The organism is Paenibacillus sp. A3 (assembly GCF_001399685.1).
In the GTDB taxonomy this organism is placed as follows: Bacteria; Bacillota; Bacilli; order Paenibacillales; family NBRC-103111; genus Paenibacillus_G.
On sequence record NZ_JTHN01000204.1, the window covers coordinates 1 to 16,197 of the forward strand.

Annotated in this window: 15 protein-coding genes; 6 read left to right on the plus strand and 9 right to left on the minus strand. The window is 55.8% G+C overall.

Going from position 1 to position 16,197, the window contains the following annotated elements:
* The 4 genes from QJ48_RS27890 to pckA all read right to left on the minus strand — a co-directional run.
* A partial coding sequence (locus QJ48_RS27890; protein WP_054976652.1) for an ABC transporter permease occupies positions 1-847 on the minus strand: 847 nt, incomplete at its 3' end.
* Positions 844-1,563, minus strand: coding sequence for an ABC transporter ATP-binding protein (locus tag QJ48_RS27895; protein ID WP_054976665.1), 720 nt, complete (start codon positions 1,561-1,563; stop codon positions 844-846). The genes QJ48_RS27895 and QJ48_RS27890, both read right to left, overlap by 4 nt.
* A gap of 22 nt (positions 1,564-1,585) precedes the next feature.
* A complete protein-coding gene (locus QJ48_RS27900) occupies positions 1,586-3,301 on the minus strand; it encodes an efflux RND transporter periplasmic adaptor subunit (RefSeq protein ID WP_054976653.1) in 1,716 nt (571 codons plus the stop codon).
* A gap of 204 nt (positions 3,302-3,505) precedes the next feature.
* On the minus strand, positions 3,506-5,089 hold the full coding sequence (gene pckA, locus QJ48_RS27905) for a phosphoenolpyruvate carboxykinase (ATP) (RefSeq protein WP_054976654.1): 1,584 nt from the start codon (positions 5,087-5,089) through the stop codon (positions 3,506-3,508).
* Positions 5,090-5,320: 231 nt separating this feature from the next.
* Here pckA and QJ48_RS27910 point away from each other — a divergent pair, with 231 nt between their 5' ends.
* The 3 genes from QJ48_RS27910 to QJ48_RS27920 all read left to right on the plus strand — a co-directional run bounded on the left by QJ48_RS27910 (position 5,321) and on the right by QJ48_RS27920 (position 7,485).
* Positions 5,321-6,004 carry an RNA polymerase sigma factor gene (locus QJ48_RS27910; RefSeq protein WP_054976655.1) on the plus strand — a complete coding sequence of 228 codons (684 nt, stop codon included), beginning with the start codon at positions 5,321-5,323 and terminating at the stop codon, positions 6,002-6,004.
* A gap of 103 nt (positions 6,005-6,107) precedes the next feature.
* Positions 6,108-6,479 (plus strand): VOC family protein, encoded by a 372-nt coding sequence (locus tag QJ48_RS27915; RefSeq protein ID WP_054976656.1) that lies wholly within the window; start codon positions 6,108-6,110, stop codon positions 6,477-6,479.
* Between the two features lie 217 nt (positions 6,480-6,696).
* Positions 6,697-7,485 (plus strand): class I SAM-dependent methyltransferase, encoded by a 789-nt coding sequence (locus tag QJ48_RS27920; protein WP_054976657.1) that lies wholly within the window; start codon positions 6,697-6,699, stop codon positions 7,483-7,485.
* 90 nt (positions 7,486-7,575) lie between these two features.
* Here QJ48_RS27920 and QJ48_RS27925 read toward each other — a convergent pair whose 3' ends face one another.
* Both QJ48_RS27925 and QJ48_RS36315 read right to left on the minus strand, forming a co-directional pair.
* Complete coding sequence (locus QJ48_RS27925; protein ID WP_054976658.1) at positions 7,576-9,192, minus strand: glycosyl hydrolase family 18 protein; 1,617 nt, start codon at positions 9,190-9,192, stop codon at positions 7,576-7,578.
* Between the two features lie 172 nt (positions 9,193-9,364).
* Complete coding sequence (locus QJ48_RS36315; RefSeq protein ID WP_082420707.1) at positions 9,365-9,511, minus strand: DUF4023 domain-containing protein; 147 nt, start codon at positions 9,509-9,511, stop codon at positions 9,365-9,367.
* A gap of 213 nt (positions 9,512-9,724) precedes the next feature.
* Between QJ48_RS36315 and QJ48_RS27930 the strand changes: the two genes are divergently transcribed.
* From QJ48_RS27930 to QJ48_RS27940, 3 genes are all read left to right on the plus strand, one after another.
* On the plus strand, positions 9,725-10,645 hold the full coding sequence (locus QJ48_RS27930; RefSeq protein ID WP_054976659.1) for a DUF2167 domain-containing protein: 921 nt from the start codon (positions 9,725-9,727) through the stop codon (positions 10,643-10,645).
* A 165-nt stretch (positions 10,646-10,810) separates the two neighbouring features.
* Positions 10,811-11,746, plus strand: a complete 936-nt coding sequence (locus QJ48_RS27935) for an MraY family glycosyltransferase (protein ID WP_054976660.1) — start codon at positions 10,811-10,813, stop codon at positions 11,744-11,746.
* A 205-nt stretch (positions 11,747-11,951) separates the two neighbouring features.
* Positions 11,952-13,244, plus strand: coding sequence for a glycosyl hydrolase family 28-related protein (locus QJ48_RS27940; protein ID WP_054976661.1), 1,293 nt, complete (start codon positions 11,952-11,954; stop codon positions 13,242-13,244).
* A 98-nt stretch (positions 13,245-13,342) separates the two neighbouring features.
* Here the strand turns inward: QJ48_RS27940 and QJ48_RS27945 are convergent, their stop codons facing one another.
* Genes QJ48_RS27945 through QJ48_RS27955 form a run of 3 tightly spaced genes read right to left on the minus strand, consistent with a single transcriptional unit; the run spans position 13,343 to position 16,150 of the window.
* The gene (locus tag QJ48_RS27945) at positions 13,343-14,344 is read right to left on the minus strand and encodes a zinc-binding alcohol dehydrogenase (RefSeq protein ID WP_337589641.1); all 1,002 of its coding nucleotides are present in this window, start codon (positions 14,342-14,344) and stop codon (positions 13,343-13,345) included.
* Positions 14,345-14,377: 33 nt separating this feature from the next.
* Positions 14,378-15,190, minus strand: coding sequence for a carbohydrate ABC transporter permease (locus QJ48_RS27950; RefSeq protein WP_054976663.1), 813 nt, complete (start codon positions 15,188-15,190; stop codon positions 14,378-14,380).
* Between the two features lie 27 nt (positions 15,191-15,217).
* On the minus strand, positions 15,218-16,150 hold the full coding sequence (locus QJ48_RS27955) for a carbohydrate ABC transporter permease (protein WP_054976664.1): 933 nt from the start codon (positions 16,148-16,150) through the stop codon (positions 15,218-15,220).
* Positions 16,151-16,197: the final 47 nt, after the last annotated feature.

The window sequence follows — 16,197 nt, forward strand, 5'->3', positions numbered from 1 at the left end:
CGATGCCGCCGACCAGCAGCGAGATGCAGGCCACGCTGATCAGTTGGTTCGTGAGCGTGCTCGATGCGGCGACCCGCGCGTTCATCAGCTCATCCTGATTGATCAGATTGAAGCCTTGGTCGCTTTTGAATTTATAGGTCAAATACTGCTTCATCGTATCCTGCGCTTTGTAGATGTCTTCCTTCGTCGGTGTATCGACATAGGTCGTCCGGATATTGCCGAGCTTGAAAGCGCGCTGCGCTGTCGTGAGCGGGACAAAAACCGCGTTGTCCATCGATGTGCCGCCCGCCCCGGTACCCTTGCTTTTCAGCTTGCCGACCACCGTGAAGACGACGCCGTCGATGTTAATCTGCTCGCCAGTCGGGTCGAGCGTGCCGAAGTACGTTTTCGACACCTCGCTGCCAAGCACGGCAACCGGGTTGCGGAATTCGAGATCGGCGTCGACGATGAAGCGTCCGGTCTCAAGCTGGCCTTTCATAATGCCCAAATACCGGTCATTCGTGCCGGTCACCGTAAATTTCTCCTGTGTCCGGTCGTATTTGATATTGGAGTTCGCTTTATTGATCGTCGGGGCGATCGAGGAAAACTCCGGCAGCTGCTCCAACTGCATTAGATCGTTGTAGTCGAGCTGCTGCGCCCGCCCCGTCCCCAGCACGTTGACGACAAGCATGTTCGTGCCCAGGTTCTCGTATTGCTTCTCGATCTGATCCGACGTGCCGCGGCCGATCGCAACGAGCGTGACGACCGAGCTGACGCCGATAATCACGCCGAGCATGGTGAGCATGGTGCGCATCGGATTGGACAGCACCGTCCGCAGCGCCATAGTGATCAGTTCCGTCGTTCTCATGCCGTCACACCCGCCGCTCCGGCCGGAATCGCCGCCAGTCTCTCGTCGCGAACGATCAGGCCGTCCCGGATCGACACCACGCGTTTGGCATTCTCGGCGATATGCAGATCGTGCGTGATCAGAACGATGGTATTGCCCTGCTCGTTAAGCCGGATAATCAGTTCCAGCACTTCTTTGCCGGTCTTGGAATCCAGCGCTCCCGTCGGCTCGTCGGCCAGCATCAGCGACGGGGACACCGCCAGCGCGCGCGCAATCGCCACGCGCTGCTGCTGCCCCCCGGACAGCTCGCTCGGTTTATGATGGCCGCGCTGGCCCATTCCCAGCAGCTCCAGCATCTGGAGCGCCGTTTCGCGGCGCTTCTTGGCCGGCACGCCCGAGTAAATCAAGGGCAATTCCACATTTTCCAGCGCCGTAAGCTTGGGAAGCAGATTGAACTGTTGAAAAATAAATCCGATTTTTTTGTTCCGCAGCTCTGCGAGCTGGTTGTCCGTCATCTTTTCGGTAGCCACGCCGTCCAGCTTGTAGGAGCCGGAGGTCGGCACGTCCAGCAGGCCGATCGTGTTCATCAGGGTCGACTTTCCGGAGCCGCTCGGCCCGACGATGGCGACGAAGTCCCCCCGCTCCACCGTGAGCGACAGGTCGTTCAATATGCGCAGCTTTTCCGCGCCCCGTTCGTATTCTTTCGTAATATTTTTCAGCTCAATCATCGGTTCCATGCCGGGATTCCTCCTTTCGCCGTTATCTGCCGCCTTGGCCTCCGCCTCCGTTAGAGCGGTTCCCGCCGCCGGCATTCCCGCCTCCTGCACCGGCTCCGCCCGGGGCAATCTGGAAATTGCCGCCGCCCGGAAATCCGCCGCCTTGACCGCCCTGGAACTGCTGGCGCAGTCTGTCGATCTCGGCCTGGCTCAAATTTTGCCGCTGCTGCCGCACGGGCACGACGACTTTGTCGCCTTCCTTGAGCCCTTCGATAACCTCCACATCCGTTTTGCTGCGGATGCCGATCTTGATCTCCTTCTCCTCCCGCGTGCCGCCCGCCCGCTCCACGGTAACGAACCGTTTGCCTTTTTGCTGCTGGAGCGCCTCCATCGGCAGGACGAGAATGTCCTTTTTGTCCTGGATCAAAATGTTCGCCGTTCCCGTCATGCCGTAGCGCAGGTCGCCCGTATTTTTAACTGCCACCACCGCGTCGTAGAACGTCACCCCGTTGGTCGTCGTTCCGACCGTAGACACCTGGGTCACTTCTCCTTCGAATTTGCGCCCCGGCAGCGAATCGACCGTCACTTCCGCCTTCATGCCGCTCTTCACGTTCGGCAGATCGAGTTCGTCAACCTGAATGGGAAGCTGCATGAAATCGAGGCTCGCCACCGCTCCGAACAAGGTCGTCCCTTCGACTTTGGCTCCTACCGGATAGCTTGCCAGCACATTCGTTTTCTTGTTGGCAAAATCCGTGGAAAATACCCCGTCAAAAGGCGCCTTGAGCGTCAATTGGTTTAACTTGTCTTCCAGACTCGTAATCGTCGCCTTCTGGCGCTCGATCGCCGCCTGCTTGTTTAAAATATCGCCGGGCAGCGTGTCGCTGCCGATCTCGGCGAGCAGATCGCCTTTGTCCACATGGCTTCCGGACTTTACCTTCAGTTCGCGGATACTTCCGTTCGCCCCGGCGAATACCGTCTCGGTTTTTATGTATTCGAGCGTTCCCTTCTCCTGCGAGTCGACGCTGCGTCCACCGATTGCCGCCGTTCCTTTCACTTTCATCCCGGCATCCAGCGTCCCGTCGTTCGCTACGGTCACTTCGACATCGACCAGCTTGCCGCCGGAGCTGTCCGGCCTCGTCAATGTGCCTACCGCAGCGATTGTCCCTGTCTTCGTCAGCAGGAAGCCGTCGGGAGCCAGATCGAGCGCATCGCCCTTCTTCAGCTGTGAAGCATCCTCCAGCAAAAACGGCAGCTTCACCGTGAGCGTGGATAAGTCCGCAATCGTCCCCACGCGGCTCGATTTGGTCGTATTCGAGCCCGTGTCCAGATTGCCGGACAACGTCAGCTTGCCGCTGATTGGAGCGGTAATCTGCAGATTTTCCTGCTGGGTCCGCAGATCATTCAAATCATTTTCCATCTGTTGAAGGCTCGTTCTCGCCTCCTGCAGGTTCGTTTCGAGCGTCGAATCGGCGATTTCCACCAGCACGTCCCCTTTTTTCACCGGCTGGTTCCGGGTCAGGTTCATCGCCTTGATCGTTCCGTCCGCAGGAGCGATGATGTTCTGCATGTCTCTTGCCTCAAACTGGGAAGTGCCGGATACCGTTGACCGGATTTCCCCTTTTTTGACCTCGACCGTCTTGTCCTGTACGCTGGCGGCCGACTTTTTCGGTTTTTGTTGCAAATACACGTACGTTCCGGCTCCGACCACCAAGAGGCCGAGGACGCCGATGATCCATTTTTTGTAACGCAGCCACGCCATCCGCGTATCTCCTTTCTGAATCGATGTAGCATTGATCACCTCTTTCAATGTAACATCCGTTTGTAAAAAAAAAGTGAAAAGTCGCTTAATCCCAACTTAAAGTAAGAGCGGCGGCCCGATGCTGCGAATAAGGAACGCCAAAAAGCCCGCAGCAACGATAAAATCGTTGTTGCAGGCTAGTGCCGGTGTATTCAAAATTCAGCTTTAACTCAGACGCGGACCGGCGGCGCGAACCGCCTCGGGTGCATCCGCAAACTTCCCGAAGTTGCTGACGAACCGTTCGGCAAGCTCCCGGGCTTTCGCGTCGTAAGCTTGTTTGTCTTCCCACGTGCTGCGCGGCTGCAGCACTTCATCCGGCACGCCGGGGACGCGGCTAGGCACCAGCACGCCGAATACCGGGTCCGGGGTAAACTCCGCTTGCTCCAGCTTGCCTTCCAAGGCTGCCGTGACCATCGCGCGGGTGTACGCCAAATTCATCCGCTTACCCACCCCGTAAGGTCCACCGGACCAGCCGGTGTTCACCAGGTAGACGCGGGATTCGTGCTTGTCGATCTTGCGTCCCAGCATCTCGGCGTAGACGCTCGGACTCAGCGGCAGAAACGGCGATCCGAAGCAAGTGGAGAACGTCGCTTCCGGCTCTGTCACGCCACGCTCCGTTCCAGCCAGCTTGGACGTATACCCGGACAGAAAATGATACATCGCCTGCTCCTTCGTCAGCTTCGCAATCGGAGGCAGCACTCCGAACGCGTCGGCCGTCAGGAAGACGATCGTCTCCGGATGTCCGGCCGTACCGGGGATCACCGCGTTCGCTATCGATTCAAGCGGGTAAGCGGCCCGCGTATTTTCCGTGCGGGAGCCGTCATGGTAATCCGCTTCCAGCGTGTCCGGGCGCAGCACCACATTTTCCAGCACAGCTCCGAACCGGATTGCACTCCAAATTTGCGGTTCCTTCTCTTCGGTCAACCCGATGCACTTGGCATAGCAGCCGCCCTCGAAGTTGAACACGCCGCGGTCCGACCAGCCATGCTCGTCGTCGCCGATCAAGCGGCGGTTCGGGTCGGCGGACAGCGTCGTTTTGCCTGTGCCGGACAGCCCGAAGAAGAGCGCCACATCGCCATTTTCTCCGACGTTGGCCGAGCAGTGCATCGGGAACACGCCGCGGAAAGGCAGCAAATAGTTCAGCACGCTGAAAATCGACTTCTTCATTTCACCCGCATATTCCGTGCCGCCGATCAGCACGATGCGCTTCTCCATCGAAACGGCGATGAACGTGCCGGATTTCGTCCCGTCAGTAGCAGGGTCGGCCTGCAAGCCGGGCAGCGCAATCACCGTAAATTCCGCGCGGTGCTCCTTCAATTCCTCCGCCGTCGGGCGAATAAACAGCTGGCGCACGAACAGATTGTGCCACGCATATTCGTTCACGACGCGAATCGGCAGCCGGTATTCTTCATCCGCGCCCGCGAAGCCGTCAAACACGTACAGTTCGCGTTCCTTCATATATAGTGCCGCTTTGGCTAATAAACGATCGAAGTGCTGCTCCGCCATCGGCTGGTTGACGGCTCCCCAAGCGATGTGGCCGTCGACGGAAGCCTCCTGCACGATATATTTATCCTTGGGCGAACGGCCCGTAAATTTTCCGGTGAAGGCCCGCAGCGCCCCGCTGGATGCAAGCTCTCCCTCCTGCCGCTTCAAAGCAGCTTGAACCAAAACAGGAACCGGCAAATTATAATGAACGTTCCCCCCGGCAAGAAGCGCTGCCGTATCGAAGCTGTACTCCGTCGTTTTCATGTAATGCCCCAACCCTTTCTGTCTTCATGTCGTTCCTCATTTATTGTACACTATTCATTTATATATTGTATACTATTTGATCATAATGTTCACGGTTTATACTTATAATTCCGCAAACATAACCAATAATTAGGATTTTACTCAAAAAATACTGACAAGAAGGTATTTGTTTCCTTTTGGAGAAATATTAGGTTGAGCAATCCGAATTTGCGGGTTTGTCCGGGAGGTATTATGCGCCACATTCAATCCGTCTTGAACAAGTACTGTTTGAAAATCACCGGTTCGCATTGGGAAGCCGAAGACCTGGCGCAGGAAGCTCTTATTCGCGTGCTGCAAGTGCTGCGCGAGCAGCCTGACCGTCCGATCAGCAAAGCCTATTTATTCCGCATCGCCAAAAACCTGTGGATCGACAAGCAGCGCAAAACGATGCGCCAGCCCGCCGTGCCCCTTACAGACGCGCACTTGGCGCAGCTCGCCTTTCAAGATAACCGGCTCCGGACCCGCGAACTGCTGGAAACGCTGGCTCACCGGCTTCCCGTCAGCCAAACCGTCATTCTGCTGCTGATGGACGTATTCGATTTTACGGCACGGGAGACCGCAGCTATGATCGATTCCACGGAAGGCGCGGTGCAAGCGGCCCGGTCCCGGGCAAGGCACAAGCTAAGAGCGCTCGCGGCGGAGTCTGCGGAAGCGGACGGTCTGCAGTCAGGGGAACGGCAAGCCGCTCCGCCCGCAACGTTGTTCGAAGCCCTTGTCGACGGACTTCGGGGGCGAAACCCCGAGGCGATTTACACCGCGTATTTGCGGCTGAATCGACGAGGCTATCGGATCGGCGGCATTCACAGACTGGCTCCCGACAAATTGTACTTTACCATCGAGGACCTGGATGGTAACAAGCTGATGGTGAGCACATGAACCTTTTTGCGAAACCGTGTACGGTTTTGCCCTCGGATTCCGTTTCTTGTGTTACGGGAACCCGATCTTCCAAATCCAACGCATCCAAAGGAGGTTTTTTCAGATGAGCAAGCACATCAAACGGATCGATACCGTCTTTGTCCCGGTTACGGACATTTCCCGGTCAAAAGAATGGTACATGAACCTGTTCAATTTCCGGATCGTTTATGAAAGTCCGGACGGCAGCTATGTCGGCTTCCGGTTTAACGAAGCGGGTCCGCTGCAAACGGGACTCACCCTGTACCAAACGGACCAGCTTCCCGAGTCGCGGCATATTGCCTTTAACTTTTACACTACGGATGTCGATGCGTCGTACGCTTATTTTACGGAGCGGCAGGTCCGCACATCCGAGATTCACGGAGCAGGAGGCATGCGCTTCTTCGACGCATGGGACCCGGACGGCAACGCCATCGGCGTCGTGACGTTCCCGGAATAGCCGCACAAGGGATTGCTTCGCACAAAAAAAGGGGGTATCCGGAACAACGGATAATCCCCCTTTTGCGGTATATAAGGAGCGGAAATATCTTCCCCCCGCTACCGAACCCCGTTTATGTAAATGCCCATTACATAAAAATAACTTTTCATTATGAACGAATATTAAAAATTCACTTAATCGCCAATTGAAATATACTGTATTCAGGAGGCGGTTTATAATGAAAGAACAAGTGAATTTCGGAAACGTCTCACAGGACTACGCCCGTTACCGCGACGAACTGCCTGCGAGGCTGGCCGATTGGCTCGAAGCGCACGGCGCCTTGAAGAACGGTGCCCGGGCCGTCGATCTCGGCGCCGGGACGGGAAGCTTCTCCCGGCTCTTGGCTGGCCGCGGGGCAGTGGTGACCGGCGTCGAACCGTCGGACGAAATGATCGTTGAAGCGCGCCGCTTCACAGACCATAGCAACTGTTCCGCCGTCTATGTTCATGCTCCTGCGGAAGCAACGGAGCTGCCCGCAGGCCAGTTCGATCTGGTCACGGCGGCCCGCGCATGGCACTGGTTCGACCGGCAACAGGCTATCTCCGAAGCGAGGAGGCTGCTTAAGCCGGGCGGCTTTCTGGCGGTCGTCGATTCGGTCCTCCTGGCGGCCGAGAGCGAGGCGGTCCGCGCAACGTTCGAGCTGATCCGCAGGCGGATGCCGGATGGCAAGCTCAAGGCTCCCGGTTCCATGGCGGAAAGCCCGGAGCGGCGCAACGGGTTTCCCTTGCGATGGTTCGACGAATGGGCAGAGAGCGGTTTTCAGGAAAAAGACAGCGGACAGTTCGGCTACGAGCTGCGTTTTACACCCAACGCCTGGAGAGGCAAGATACGCTCCATCTCCTGGTTTTCCCAGCTGGACACGGATAGCAGGCAGCAGGTCGACCAAGAAATGGCCGCGCTGTTCCGTGATGTGACGGAGCTGACGATCCCCCACCGCTGTTCGTTTGTCCTGCTTCAAAAAGCGTAGCCGCTCCCGGTTCGGCTTTAACTGCGCGCAAGCCAAAAAGGCTGCCGCCCGACGATCCGTCAGGCGTGCAGCCTTTTGCCTTGCTGCGTCTTAACGCTTGGCTATCGTGTCCCAATCGGCTGCGGTCACATTCCCCATATGCCACAGCGAGACGCCTTTTAGTCCGTAATACTTGGCCAGCCACAGCTTCTTGGCGATGCTGTCCGCATCCTCGTAATAGATCGTATGGCTGCCGCGCTCGTCTTGAAAGGCGATTTGCTTCAGAAAATAAGGATAAGTGCGGTTCAATGCAATGCCCGTGGATGCTATCCGCTTCTCCACCTCCGCGATATCCGGCTGCGCCAGCGTAACCTTCCCTCCCGTCGTGACCCACTGATTCGCCTGCTTGGAGACGCCCAGCACCAGCTTCTCTTTAGGGACGGAGAGGAGCGCTTGCTTCACCGTATCGCTGACCAGCGGCAGCGGAGCCGAAGGCAGCCCGGAATCTTGATGGGTGAAATCATAAGCCATCAAAATAACGCTATCCGCGACCTCGCCGATTCCGCGCAGGTCGTATCCTTTATAGTAATACGTTGGCGGTACGGCCACCGTTAACGTTTTGCTCCCGAGACCCGCCTTCACTTCACGCAAAAACGCCACATAGTCCGCTGCAGCGTCCGCTTCCTTCAGCCCCTCCAAGTCAAGGCAAACTCCCGTGAACGCCTCTCCGGATTCGGACAGTACGGATTTCAGCGATTCGACGAAACTTTTCCGCGCCGCAGCATCCCGGAGAAACTCCTTCACGCGGTCGCGCGGCTCGGTCGCGAAGATCATCAGCTCCTTGCCGAGCTTCGCCCGAGCGGCGGCATCGACGGGCTCCTGCCAGCCGTCCGGAAACCGGTACTCCGTCGACTTCGTATCCAACTTCGCGCTTCCGGCGCCCTCGTAGGATAAACGGGACCAGCCGAACGCGACGCGATCGAGCAGCGGCATCCGCTGGATGGCGGGGTACGAACGAATCGCATAAAAGCCGGTCACTTCAAGCTTTCGCTGCGCGAGCCCGGCATTCAGCAGCCGGTAAATCGTCGCGGCGGCTTCCTTGCGCGTCAAAGAGCTTGCGGGACGAAACCCGTTCGCGTCCCCTTCCATGATCCCTTGGCGGACGGCAAAATAAACGTAGGGCGCCAGGCTCTGGCCTATCACCCCGTGATCGGAAAACCGCCGCAGGTCCCGCTCCTTCGTCCATTCGCCTTCCGTCCAGCGCTTCGCGACATCGGACGTTTCCACGCTCAGCAAATATTTTCCGATAGCAGCGGCAACTTCCTCCCGCTTCACCGCAAGATCCGGACGAAGCGCACCCGACGCATCCGGCATAAAATCGATCCACTGCTTATTCAGCGCTGCGTTAATGTATGGATAAGACCACCGCTCCGCCGGCACATCCGTTAGCCTCGCGCCCGCTTCGCCCTGAACGTTCCCGGCATCCGGACGCGCCGCGTTCACGAGCAGCTTGACGAACGCTTCCCGGGACAACGAATCGTTCGGGCGGTACGTCAGGTCTTCGTAGCCCTCGATCACTCCGAGCGCCGACAGGGAGTATACGGCGTCCTCGGACCAGTCCTTGGACGCTAAATCCGCAAACGGCTTCAACTGCGCCTCGTAAGCGGAGGCCGTTCCCGCAGCCGCTAGCAGCATTCCTGCCGCAAGCAGCGCCATTTTCTTCATCATTCCGTCTTCCCCTCTCTATGGTAGCGTAATGTTATACGCCACGAAGAGAGCGGAGGTTGCGCTTGTACCGTCTGACAGCTGACTGACGCCAAGCTGACGACGTCCCTGTCCTCCCTCAATCAATGCAATAGCCCGACGGAACACCACATCCGGCGGGCTTTCAGGTACGGAATCAGTCTTGGTTGCTTTTCCGCTTTGTCGGCAGCTGCTTCCCGGGATGGCCTTTCCCCTGATGCTCCCGGTTTTTCTCATCCTTCTCCTGCGTTTCGTGCAGCTTGTCCAGCCAAGCTTCCGTATCGCCAGCCAAATCGTCTCTCATTTGCACTATCCCTCCTTTCGTCGTCGGTATTATGCCCTTGCGGCCGAAAAATATGGGGCAAGCGCCTGACTCGCAACGAATTGGCCCATACGATACCGAAGCGGATAAATATTTTATTATTAAATTTCTTTTAGAATTGTTAATTTACTACTCACCGATCCGATAAAAGGAAAGTATGTCCTAACATAGAACCGACAAAAGGAAGGGATTGGATTGAAAACATTACGTCTTGCTTTGATTTTTCTGCTTTCGCTGGGGCTTGTCGCCGGACAAGCGTCGGCCGAGGGCGAAGGAGCGAAAGAAAACGGATACCGCTGGATTCAAGGGGGAACCAAAGTCGACCTCGGGACGGTAGCCACCTTGGATTTGGGCGCTCCGTTTGTTTTCCTGAACGGCGACGACACCCGCAAGCTGTTGAAGGATTCGAAGGATATTCCGTCCGGCAAAGAAATCGGCAGCATCTTTCCCGTAAACGAGCAGGAGCAATGGGAAGTCATTCTCGAATATATCGATACCGGACATATTAAAGACGAAGAGAAGAAAGATTTGGACGCGGATGCGATTCTCAAGAGCTACCGGGAAGGAACAGAAGAGCAGAATAAGCAGGTGCCGGATGAAAACAAACTGCAAGTGACCGGTTGGGACGTGAAGCCTTTTTACGATGAGAAGACGCATAACCTTACTTGGTCCATTTCGGCCCAGAACGCGCAAAAGGAAGCACTCGTGAACTACAACGTCCGCATGCTGACCCGGACGGGCTACATCTCGGTCGTCCTCATCTCCGACCCTGCGCATCGCGCGAAGGATCAGGAGCTGCTGGCCAGCCAGATCATTCCCAAAATTGCCGCAAAACAAGGCCAACGGTACGAGGACTTCGACGCGTCGAAGGATAAGGTAGCGGAATACGGGCTATCGGGCCTTATCTTGGGCGGTGCCGGGCTGGCCGTCGCCAAAAAAGTCGGACTGCTTGCCACGCTTGCGATCTTTTTGAAAAAAGGCTGGATTATTGTGGTGGCCCTGCTTGCCGGCGGCTGGACATGGATCAAATCCAGAATCAGCCGTTCGCGGCGCAACGATCAACCCGCTCCGCAGGAGACGGCTGCCAAGGAAGAAAACTCAAGCCCGCAGCCGTAGCATGGGATAACAGCTTCAGCCGTCAAAGCTGCCTGACGCAATCCTGATAAACCGATGACTTCGCTTTGTATCGGACAAGTCGTGTGGTATAATGGAACATCATAAACCACTCGAATATTGACGGAATGTGGAGGGATTTTTATTCTTTATTTGGCCGCGTTTCTCATGTCATTTACGATCGTATTCCTGCTCATCCCCCCGCTGCGACGATTGGCGTTTCGCATCGATTTTGTGGATAAGCCCAAAGTCGACAACGAAAGGAAAATACATAGAGAACCGATCCCATTGACGGCCGGACTTGCCATCTTTGCGGGGTTCGTGATCACCTATCTGTGCTTCGTACGGGACGATTGGAAGCAGTCCGCCGCCATCTTGGCCGGATCGCTGCTGATTCTCGTCATCGGCATGGTGGACGACTGGTACAAAACCCATGGCAAGGAGCTCGCCGCTTGGCCGAAGCTGATCGTGCAGCTATCCGCAGCCGTCATCGTGTACAGCTCCGGCGTCGTCTTTTACGGGTTCAACAATCCGTTCACCGGAAGCGACGTCATCCTGCCGGTCTGGCTGCAATTTTTTCTAACGGTCATGTGGATTTTCGGGGTGACGACGGTCATTAACTTTACGGACGGCATGGACGGGCTGGCCGGCGGCTTATCGGCGATTTCGGCAGTTACGCTGTTCGTTGTCGCGCTGGCCAAAGCGCAGTCCGATTCGGCGATGCTCGCCATCATCCTGGTCGGAGCGGCGTTAGCCTACTTGAAATACAACAAGCCCCCGGCCAAAGTGTTCATGGGCGACGCGGGCGCGACGCTGTTCGGCTTTCTGCTCGGCGTCATCGCGTTGGACGGGGCGTTCAAAGGCGCGACCGTACTGGCGCTGCTCGTTCCGATCCTGGCGCTCGGCGTACCGATCTTCGACAACCTGTTCGTCGTGTTCAAGCGGATGATGAACGGCAAGCCGATCTACCAGGCTGACGCCAGCCAAGCGCATTACCGGCTGCTGCGCAGCGGCTTGAATCCGAAGCAAGTCGTGCTGTTTCTTTGCTTGATCAATACGTGCTTTAGCTTAACCTCGATCATTTTACTCTTGCTTACGGTATAATCCATCGTCATAATTATTCATACGGGAAGTTGCAAAACAAGCCTGCCGCATAATTTGCTGCAAGGCTTGTTTTGTTGTTGTAGCGAAAATCATCTCTACCTTAAATATTCTTAATATTAACGATTCTTTATATACTAAACGTATCTCTATTTCAAGGAAATTCGTATAATATAGATACGAATTGTATAGTAATGGAGGTCAGATCATGAATAACGACAACAAACAACTCAGCAGAAGAAAGCTGCTTGCTTCTCTAGGAACGCTCGGAGTTGGCGCCGTAGGAGCCAGTCTTTTAAGCGGCGTTGACAAAGTGTACGGAAATTCGGTGACGAATGCCGTTTACGGCTCCGCTACGCTCAATGTCCCAAACACAAATTTCGTAAGTGTCACAGACGCTCCTTTCGGAGCCGATCCCACCGGGATAAACGATAGTACGAAACAGATCAACAATGCTTTTGCCTATGCCGGTCAAAACGGCAAAGCCGTATTTTTCCCAGGCGGAACCTATCTTATAAAAGAACCGATCAACGTTCCATTGCACGTAAGCTTTTACGGTGTGGGACAAGCCTCCGAAATTAAAGCGATAGCCCCTATAAGCATGTTTAAATTTGCAAGCCAAGGCACAAGCGAATACGGAAACCGGTACGGAGAAATGTCCGGATTGTACGTCAATGGCAATCAGATTGCGACAATCGGACTGGAATTGGCTTTTGTCGTCGTGGAGCGATTATTTCAAGCGGTTCAAATCGAAAATGTACTCGGTCCGGCCGTACGAATGGATTCATCCCAAAACAATACGTTCGTATCCGTGAACATTGAACGCTGCATGCAAGGCATCGTCCTGCTTAATGGAGCCGGCAATAACGCCTTCTACCGCTGCGAGATTAACGATCCCCGAGACGTGGGGATACTGTTTGATTCAAATGAATCCCTTACCGGTTACGGTAAAAACGCGTTCTATAATCAATCCACCGGCAACGAGTTTGATAAATGCATTATCGAAAGAGGCACAACCGCCAATTACGGAGTTCACATCAAGACGGGATACCGGAACGTATTTTGGAATTGCGACATCACCGCCGGCAGGCTGGCCAAAGTAAAGATCGAATTCGGCGACCACCAATCGCTTAACGGATTTTACCGCTGCGCCTTTACATGCTCGGATAATGCGGTCGCCGTTTCTGCGGGAGGCTATCGGACGATGATTCAAGACTCGATTATCGACGGGTATAAGGAAGCCAATCCGACCTGCATTGAAGTATTCAAAGAAACACACATTATCAATTGTCATCTGAGTTCTGATACATACAAGATCGTAAACAAAGCCGGAGACCAAAAATATAATATCCGCTTCGAACCGCTTAATGCGATGGGATCGACGAAAGACCGACCGAACCACGGGCATATGGGAGTCGGGGTTCAATATTTTAATATTACCACCGGGATGCTCGAAATCTGGAACGGCGAGGCATGGAAAAGCGTGGCCTTCAAATCATAATAATCCTTCTGTATAACGCCAAAGCCGGTTCCAGGCTTCTTCTTTCGGAAGAGCCCGTAACCGGCTTTGGTCATGCCAAGCGCTTCGATGTTCTCAGATCAATAAGTAAGCAGTACGCCAAGCGTTTCTTTCGGGGCGCTCAGGTACGATTCGTACGCCTCTCCCGCCCGGTCCACCGGCAGCTTCTTGGAAATCAGCGGCATGACGTCGATCTTCCGCTCGCCAAGCAGACGAATATATTCGTACATGTTGCGCCCTTCCGTCCAACGCACGAAGCCAACCGGATAATCGACGCCATCCTGCTCGTAAGCGGCGTCGTACCGCCCCGGTCCGCCCGCGCGCGCGATGCGCAATTCCGCTTCTTTGGCGAACATAAGCTCCCGGGACAGCTCCGCATGCATGTCCCCTACGATGACAATGCGGCCCCGGTCCCTCAGCCAGCCCAGCGACCGGTTTAACAGCTCCGCGCCCCCGCCGCCGGCGCACAAGATGACCGCATCCGCGCCTTCGACCAAATAATCCGTCCGCAGCGAAGCCTCCAGCTCTTCGTAGGAAGCAAACACCGTTTGGAGCCCGGAACGCCGGAGCATCGAGCACCTCTCCTTCAGCAAGTCCAGCGCGTACACCCGGTATCCAGCCGCTTCCGCAATCTGGCAGGTGAGCTGGCCGAGAATGCCCAGCCCGACCACGGTTACTTTGCTGCCGAATTGCAACTCGGCCTGCCGAAGCCCGTGAATCGCAATCGCTCCGAGGCCGACAAACGCCGCCTCTTCGGCCGATAGGGAGTCCGGGAGCGGAACGGCCAGCGCTTTGGGCACGGCAAGCAGCTCCGCGTGCTTCACGTACGGAGCCCCGTAGCAGGCGACCCGGTCGCCCGGGCGGACATGCGTCACCCCTTCGCCCGTTTGGAGTACTGTCCCAACTGCGCTGTAGCCGAGCGAGACCGGAGTCTCACCGGCCCGTTTCTTCATTTCGATCTCAGTGCCCGGGCTGATCGCCGAACATATCGTGCGAACCAGGATCATATTCGGCTCTACGACCGGCTCGGGCACTTGTCTGACCTCCGCCTCTCCGTTGATGGCGACTACTGCCCTCATCATGGTTTCCCCTCTCTCTTTCCTAACCGAATCTAATTATTTTAAGCCGGACATCGTAATGCCTTCGGTGAAGTAACGCTGGAAAAACAAAAAGATTAAAAACGTCGGAACGAACGAGATGACCGCCCCCGCCATTTCGAAGCCGAAATTGCCCTCCTTGGTCAACAAGGAAGCAAGACCCACCGTGAGAGGGAACATTTTCTCGGACGTGGTAAAAATAAGCGGCGTGAACAAATCGTTCCAGCACGAGATGAACGCAAACGTTCCGACCGTCGCCAGCGCCGGCTTGGCCAGCGGCACCATGAGCCGGAACAAGATTTTGAAATCCCCGGCCCCGTCGAGATAAGCCGCTTCCTCCAGGTCCTTGGGGATCGTCTGCATGAACTGCCGCACCAGAAACACGCCCATGATCGCCCACAACTCCGGCACGATAATGGCGGAATACGAGTTGATCCAATGCATTTTGCTGAACATGATGTACTTCGGAATAATCAGCATTTGATTCGGGATCATGACCATCGCCATAAAGCACCAGAAGATCGTCTCTTTGAACCGAAACTGCTTTTTGGCGAAAATATACCCGAGCACGCCGGCGAAAAACATCTGCGTCGCCACCGGCACCAAAGTAATGACGAGCGAGTTGAACAGCCAGCGCGTCATGCTGCCGCTGTTGAAAATGTAACCGTAGTTGTACCAGGTCGGCCGGTCGGGAATCCAAAAGGAAGGATCGGCGAGCGCCACATCCAGCTTTTTGAATGACCCGAGCACCATTACGACAAACGGGAACATGAACGCGATGCCCGCCAGCACGAGCGGGATGTAGACCAGCGCTTTTCGCCCAGCCGTCATGCCGTCCGCCTCCTTTCTCCGCGAAGTTTAATGGTAAGATACGTCTTTGCCGAGAAATTTGCGCTGCACGAGCGAGATCGTGAAAATGATAAAAAAGAGCACATACGCAAGCACGCTGCCGTAGCCGAAGCGCAGCGACGTAAAGCCTTCCTGGTACAAGTAATACACGATCGTCGTCGTCGAATAATCCGGGCCGCCTCCCGTCAGCAGAAACGCGGAGTCGAAGATTTGAAACGATCCGATGGTCGTAATGATCGCCACATAAAAATGAATCGGCAGCAGCAGCGGAAACGTGACGCTCCAGAACGTTCGCCAGCCCGTCGCGCCGTCCATCTTCGCCGCTTCGTACAGGTGCCCCGGAATCGACTGCAGCCCGGCGTAATAATACACCATCGTGCTGCCGCATACTTTGAAAATGCTCAAAGCGGCCAGCACCGGCAGCGCCTGCTTCGAATCGGAGAAAAAGAGCTGCGGTTCGATCCCCACATAGCTGAGCAGATGGTTGACCACCCCGTAGTCCGTTCCCTTGAACAGCCAGGCCCAGATGCCCGATAAGATGACGAACGACGTGACGACCGGAAGGAAGAACATCCCTTTGAACAGTCCTGCCAGCTTGACTTTAGAGTAGACAAGCAACGCCAGAATCAAGCCGAGTGCCATTGTCGGCGCGATATAATAGACCGAGAACAGCACGGTGTTCCAGATCGACCGCCAGGCCAGCTTATCCTGCAGGAACCGTTCCCAGTTGCCGAGTCCCGCGAAGGACGGTTCGCCGATCATCGGCCAATCCATGAAGGTCAGCACGAAGCTGAAGACGAGCGGAGCGAACTGAAATACGAGAAAATGCAGCAGCACCGGCACCAGAAAAACGTAGATGATGGCGTTCTTTCTCCAGCTCTGCGCGATCCGGCCGGACAGCCTGCTATGTTCGTGGATATGCGAGTTTCGTACGGATTCCATACGGCGAATCGTCACCTCCGGCAGGTCCGAGGCGCAGAGAGAGGCGG

Coding starts and splice junctions, on each gene's coding strand:
- QJ48_RS27895 (WP_054976665.1), bottom strand. CDS start 1,563: ATGGAACCGATGATTGAGCTGAAAAATATTACGAAAGAATACGAACGG.
- pckA (WP_054976654.1), bottom strand. CDS start 5,089: ATGAAAACGACGGAGTACAGCTTCGATACGGCAGCGCTTCTTGCCGGG.
- QJ48_RS36315 (WP_082420707.1), bottom strand. CDS start 9,511: ATGAGAGACGATTTGGCTGGCGATACGGAAGCTTGGCTGGACAAGCTG.
- QJ48_RS27935 (WP_054976660.1), top strand. CDS start 10,811: ATGTCATTTACGATCGTATTCCTGCTCATCCCCCCGCTGCGACGATTG.
- QJ48_RS27955 (WP_054976664.1), bottom strand. CDS start 16,150: ATGGAATCCGTACGAAACTCGCATATCCACGAACATAGCAGGCTGTCC.
- QJ48_RS27945 (WP_337589641.1), bottom strand. CDS start 14,344: ATGATGAGGGCAGTAGTCGCCATCAACGGAGAGGCGGAGGTCAGACAA.
- QJ48_RS27925 (WP_054976658.1), bottom strand. CDS start 9,192: ATGATGAAGAAAATGGCGCTGCTTGCGGCAGGAATGCTGCTAGCGGCT.
- QJ48_RS27900 (WP_054976653.1), bottom strand. CDS start 3,301: ATGGCGTGGCTGCGTTACAAAAAATGGATCATCGGCGTCCTCGGCCTC.
- QJ48_RS27910 (WP_054976655.1), top strand. CDS start 5,321: ATGCGCCACATTCAATCCGTCTTGAACAAGTACTGTTTGAAAATCACC.
- QJ48_RS27920 (WP_054976657.1), top strand. CDS start 6,697: ATGAAAGAACAAGTGAATTTCGGAAACGTCTCACAGGACTACGCCCGT.
- QJ48_RS27915 (WP_054976656.1), top strand. CDS start 6,108: ATGAGCAAGCACATCAAACGGATCGATACCGTCTTTGTCCCGGTTACG.
- QJ48_RS27940 (WP_054976661.1), top strand. CDS start 11,952: ATGAATAACGACAACAAACAACTCAGCAGAAGAAAGCTGCTTGCTTCT.
- QJ48_RS27950 (WP_054976663.1), bottom strand. CDS start 15,190: ATGACGGCTGGGCGAAAAGCGCTGGTCTACATCCCGCTCGTGCTGGCG.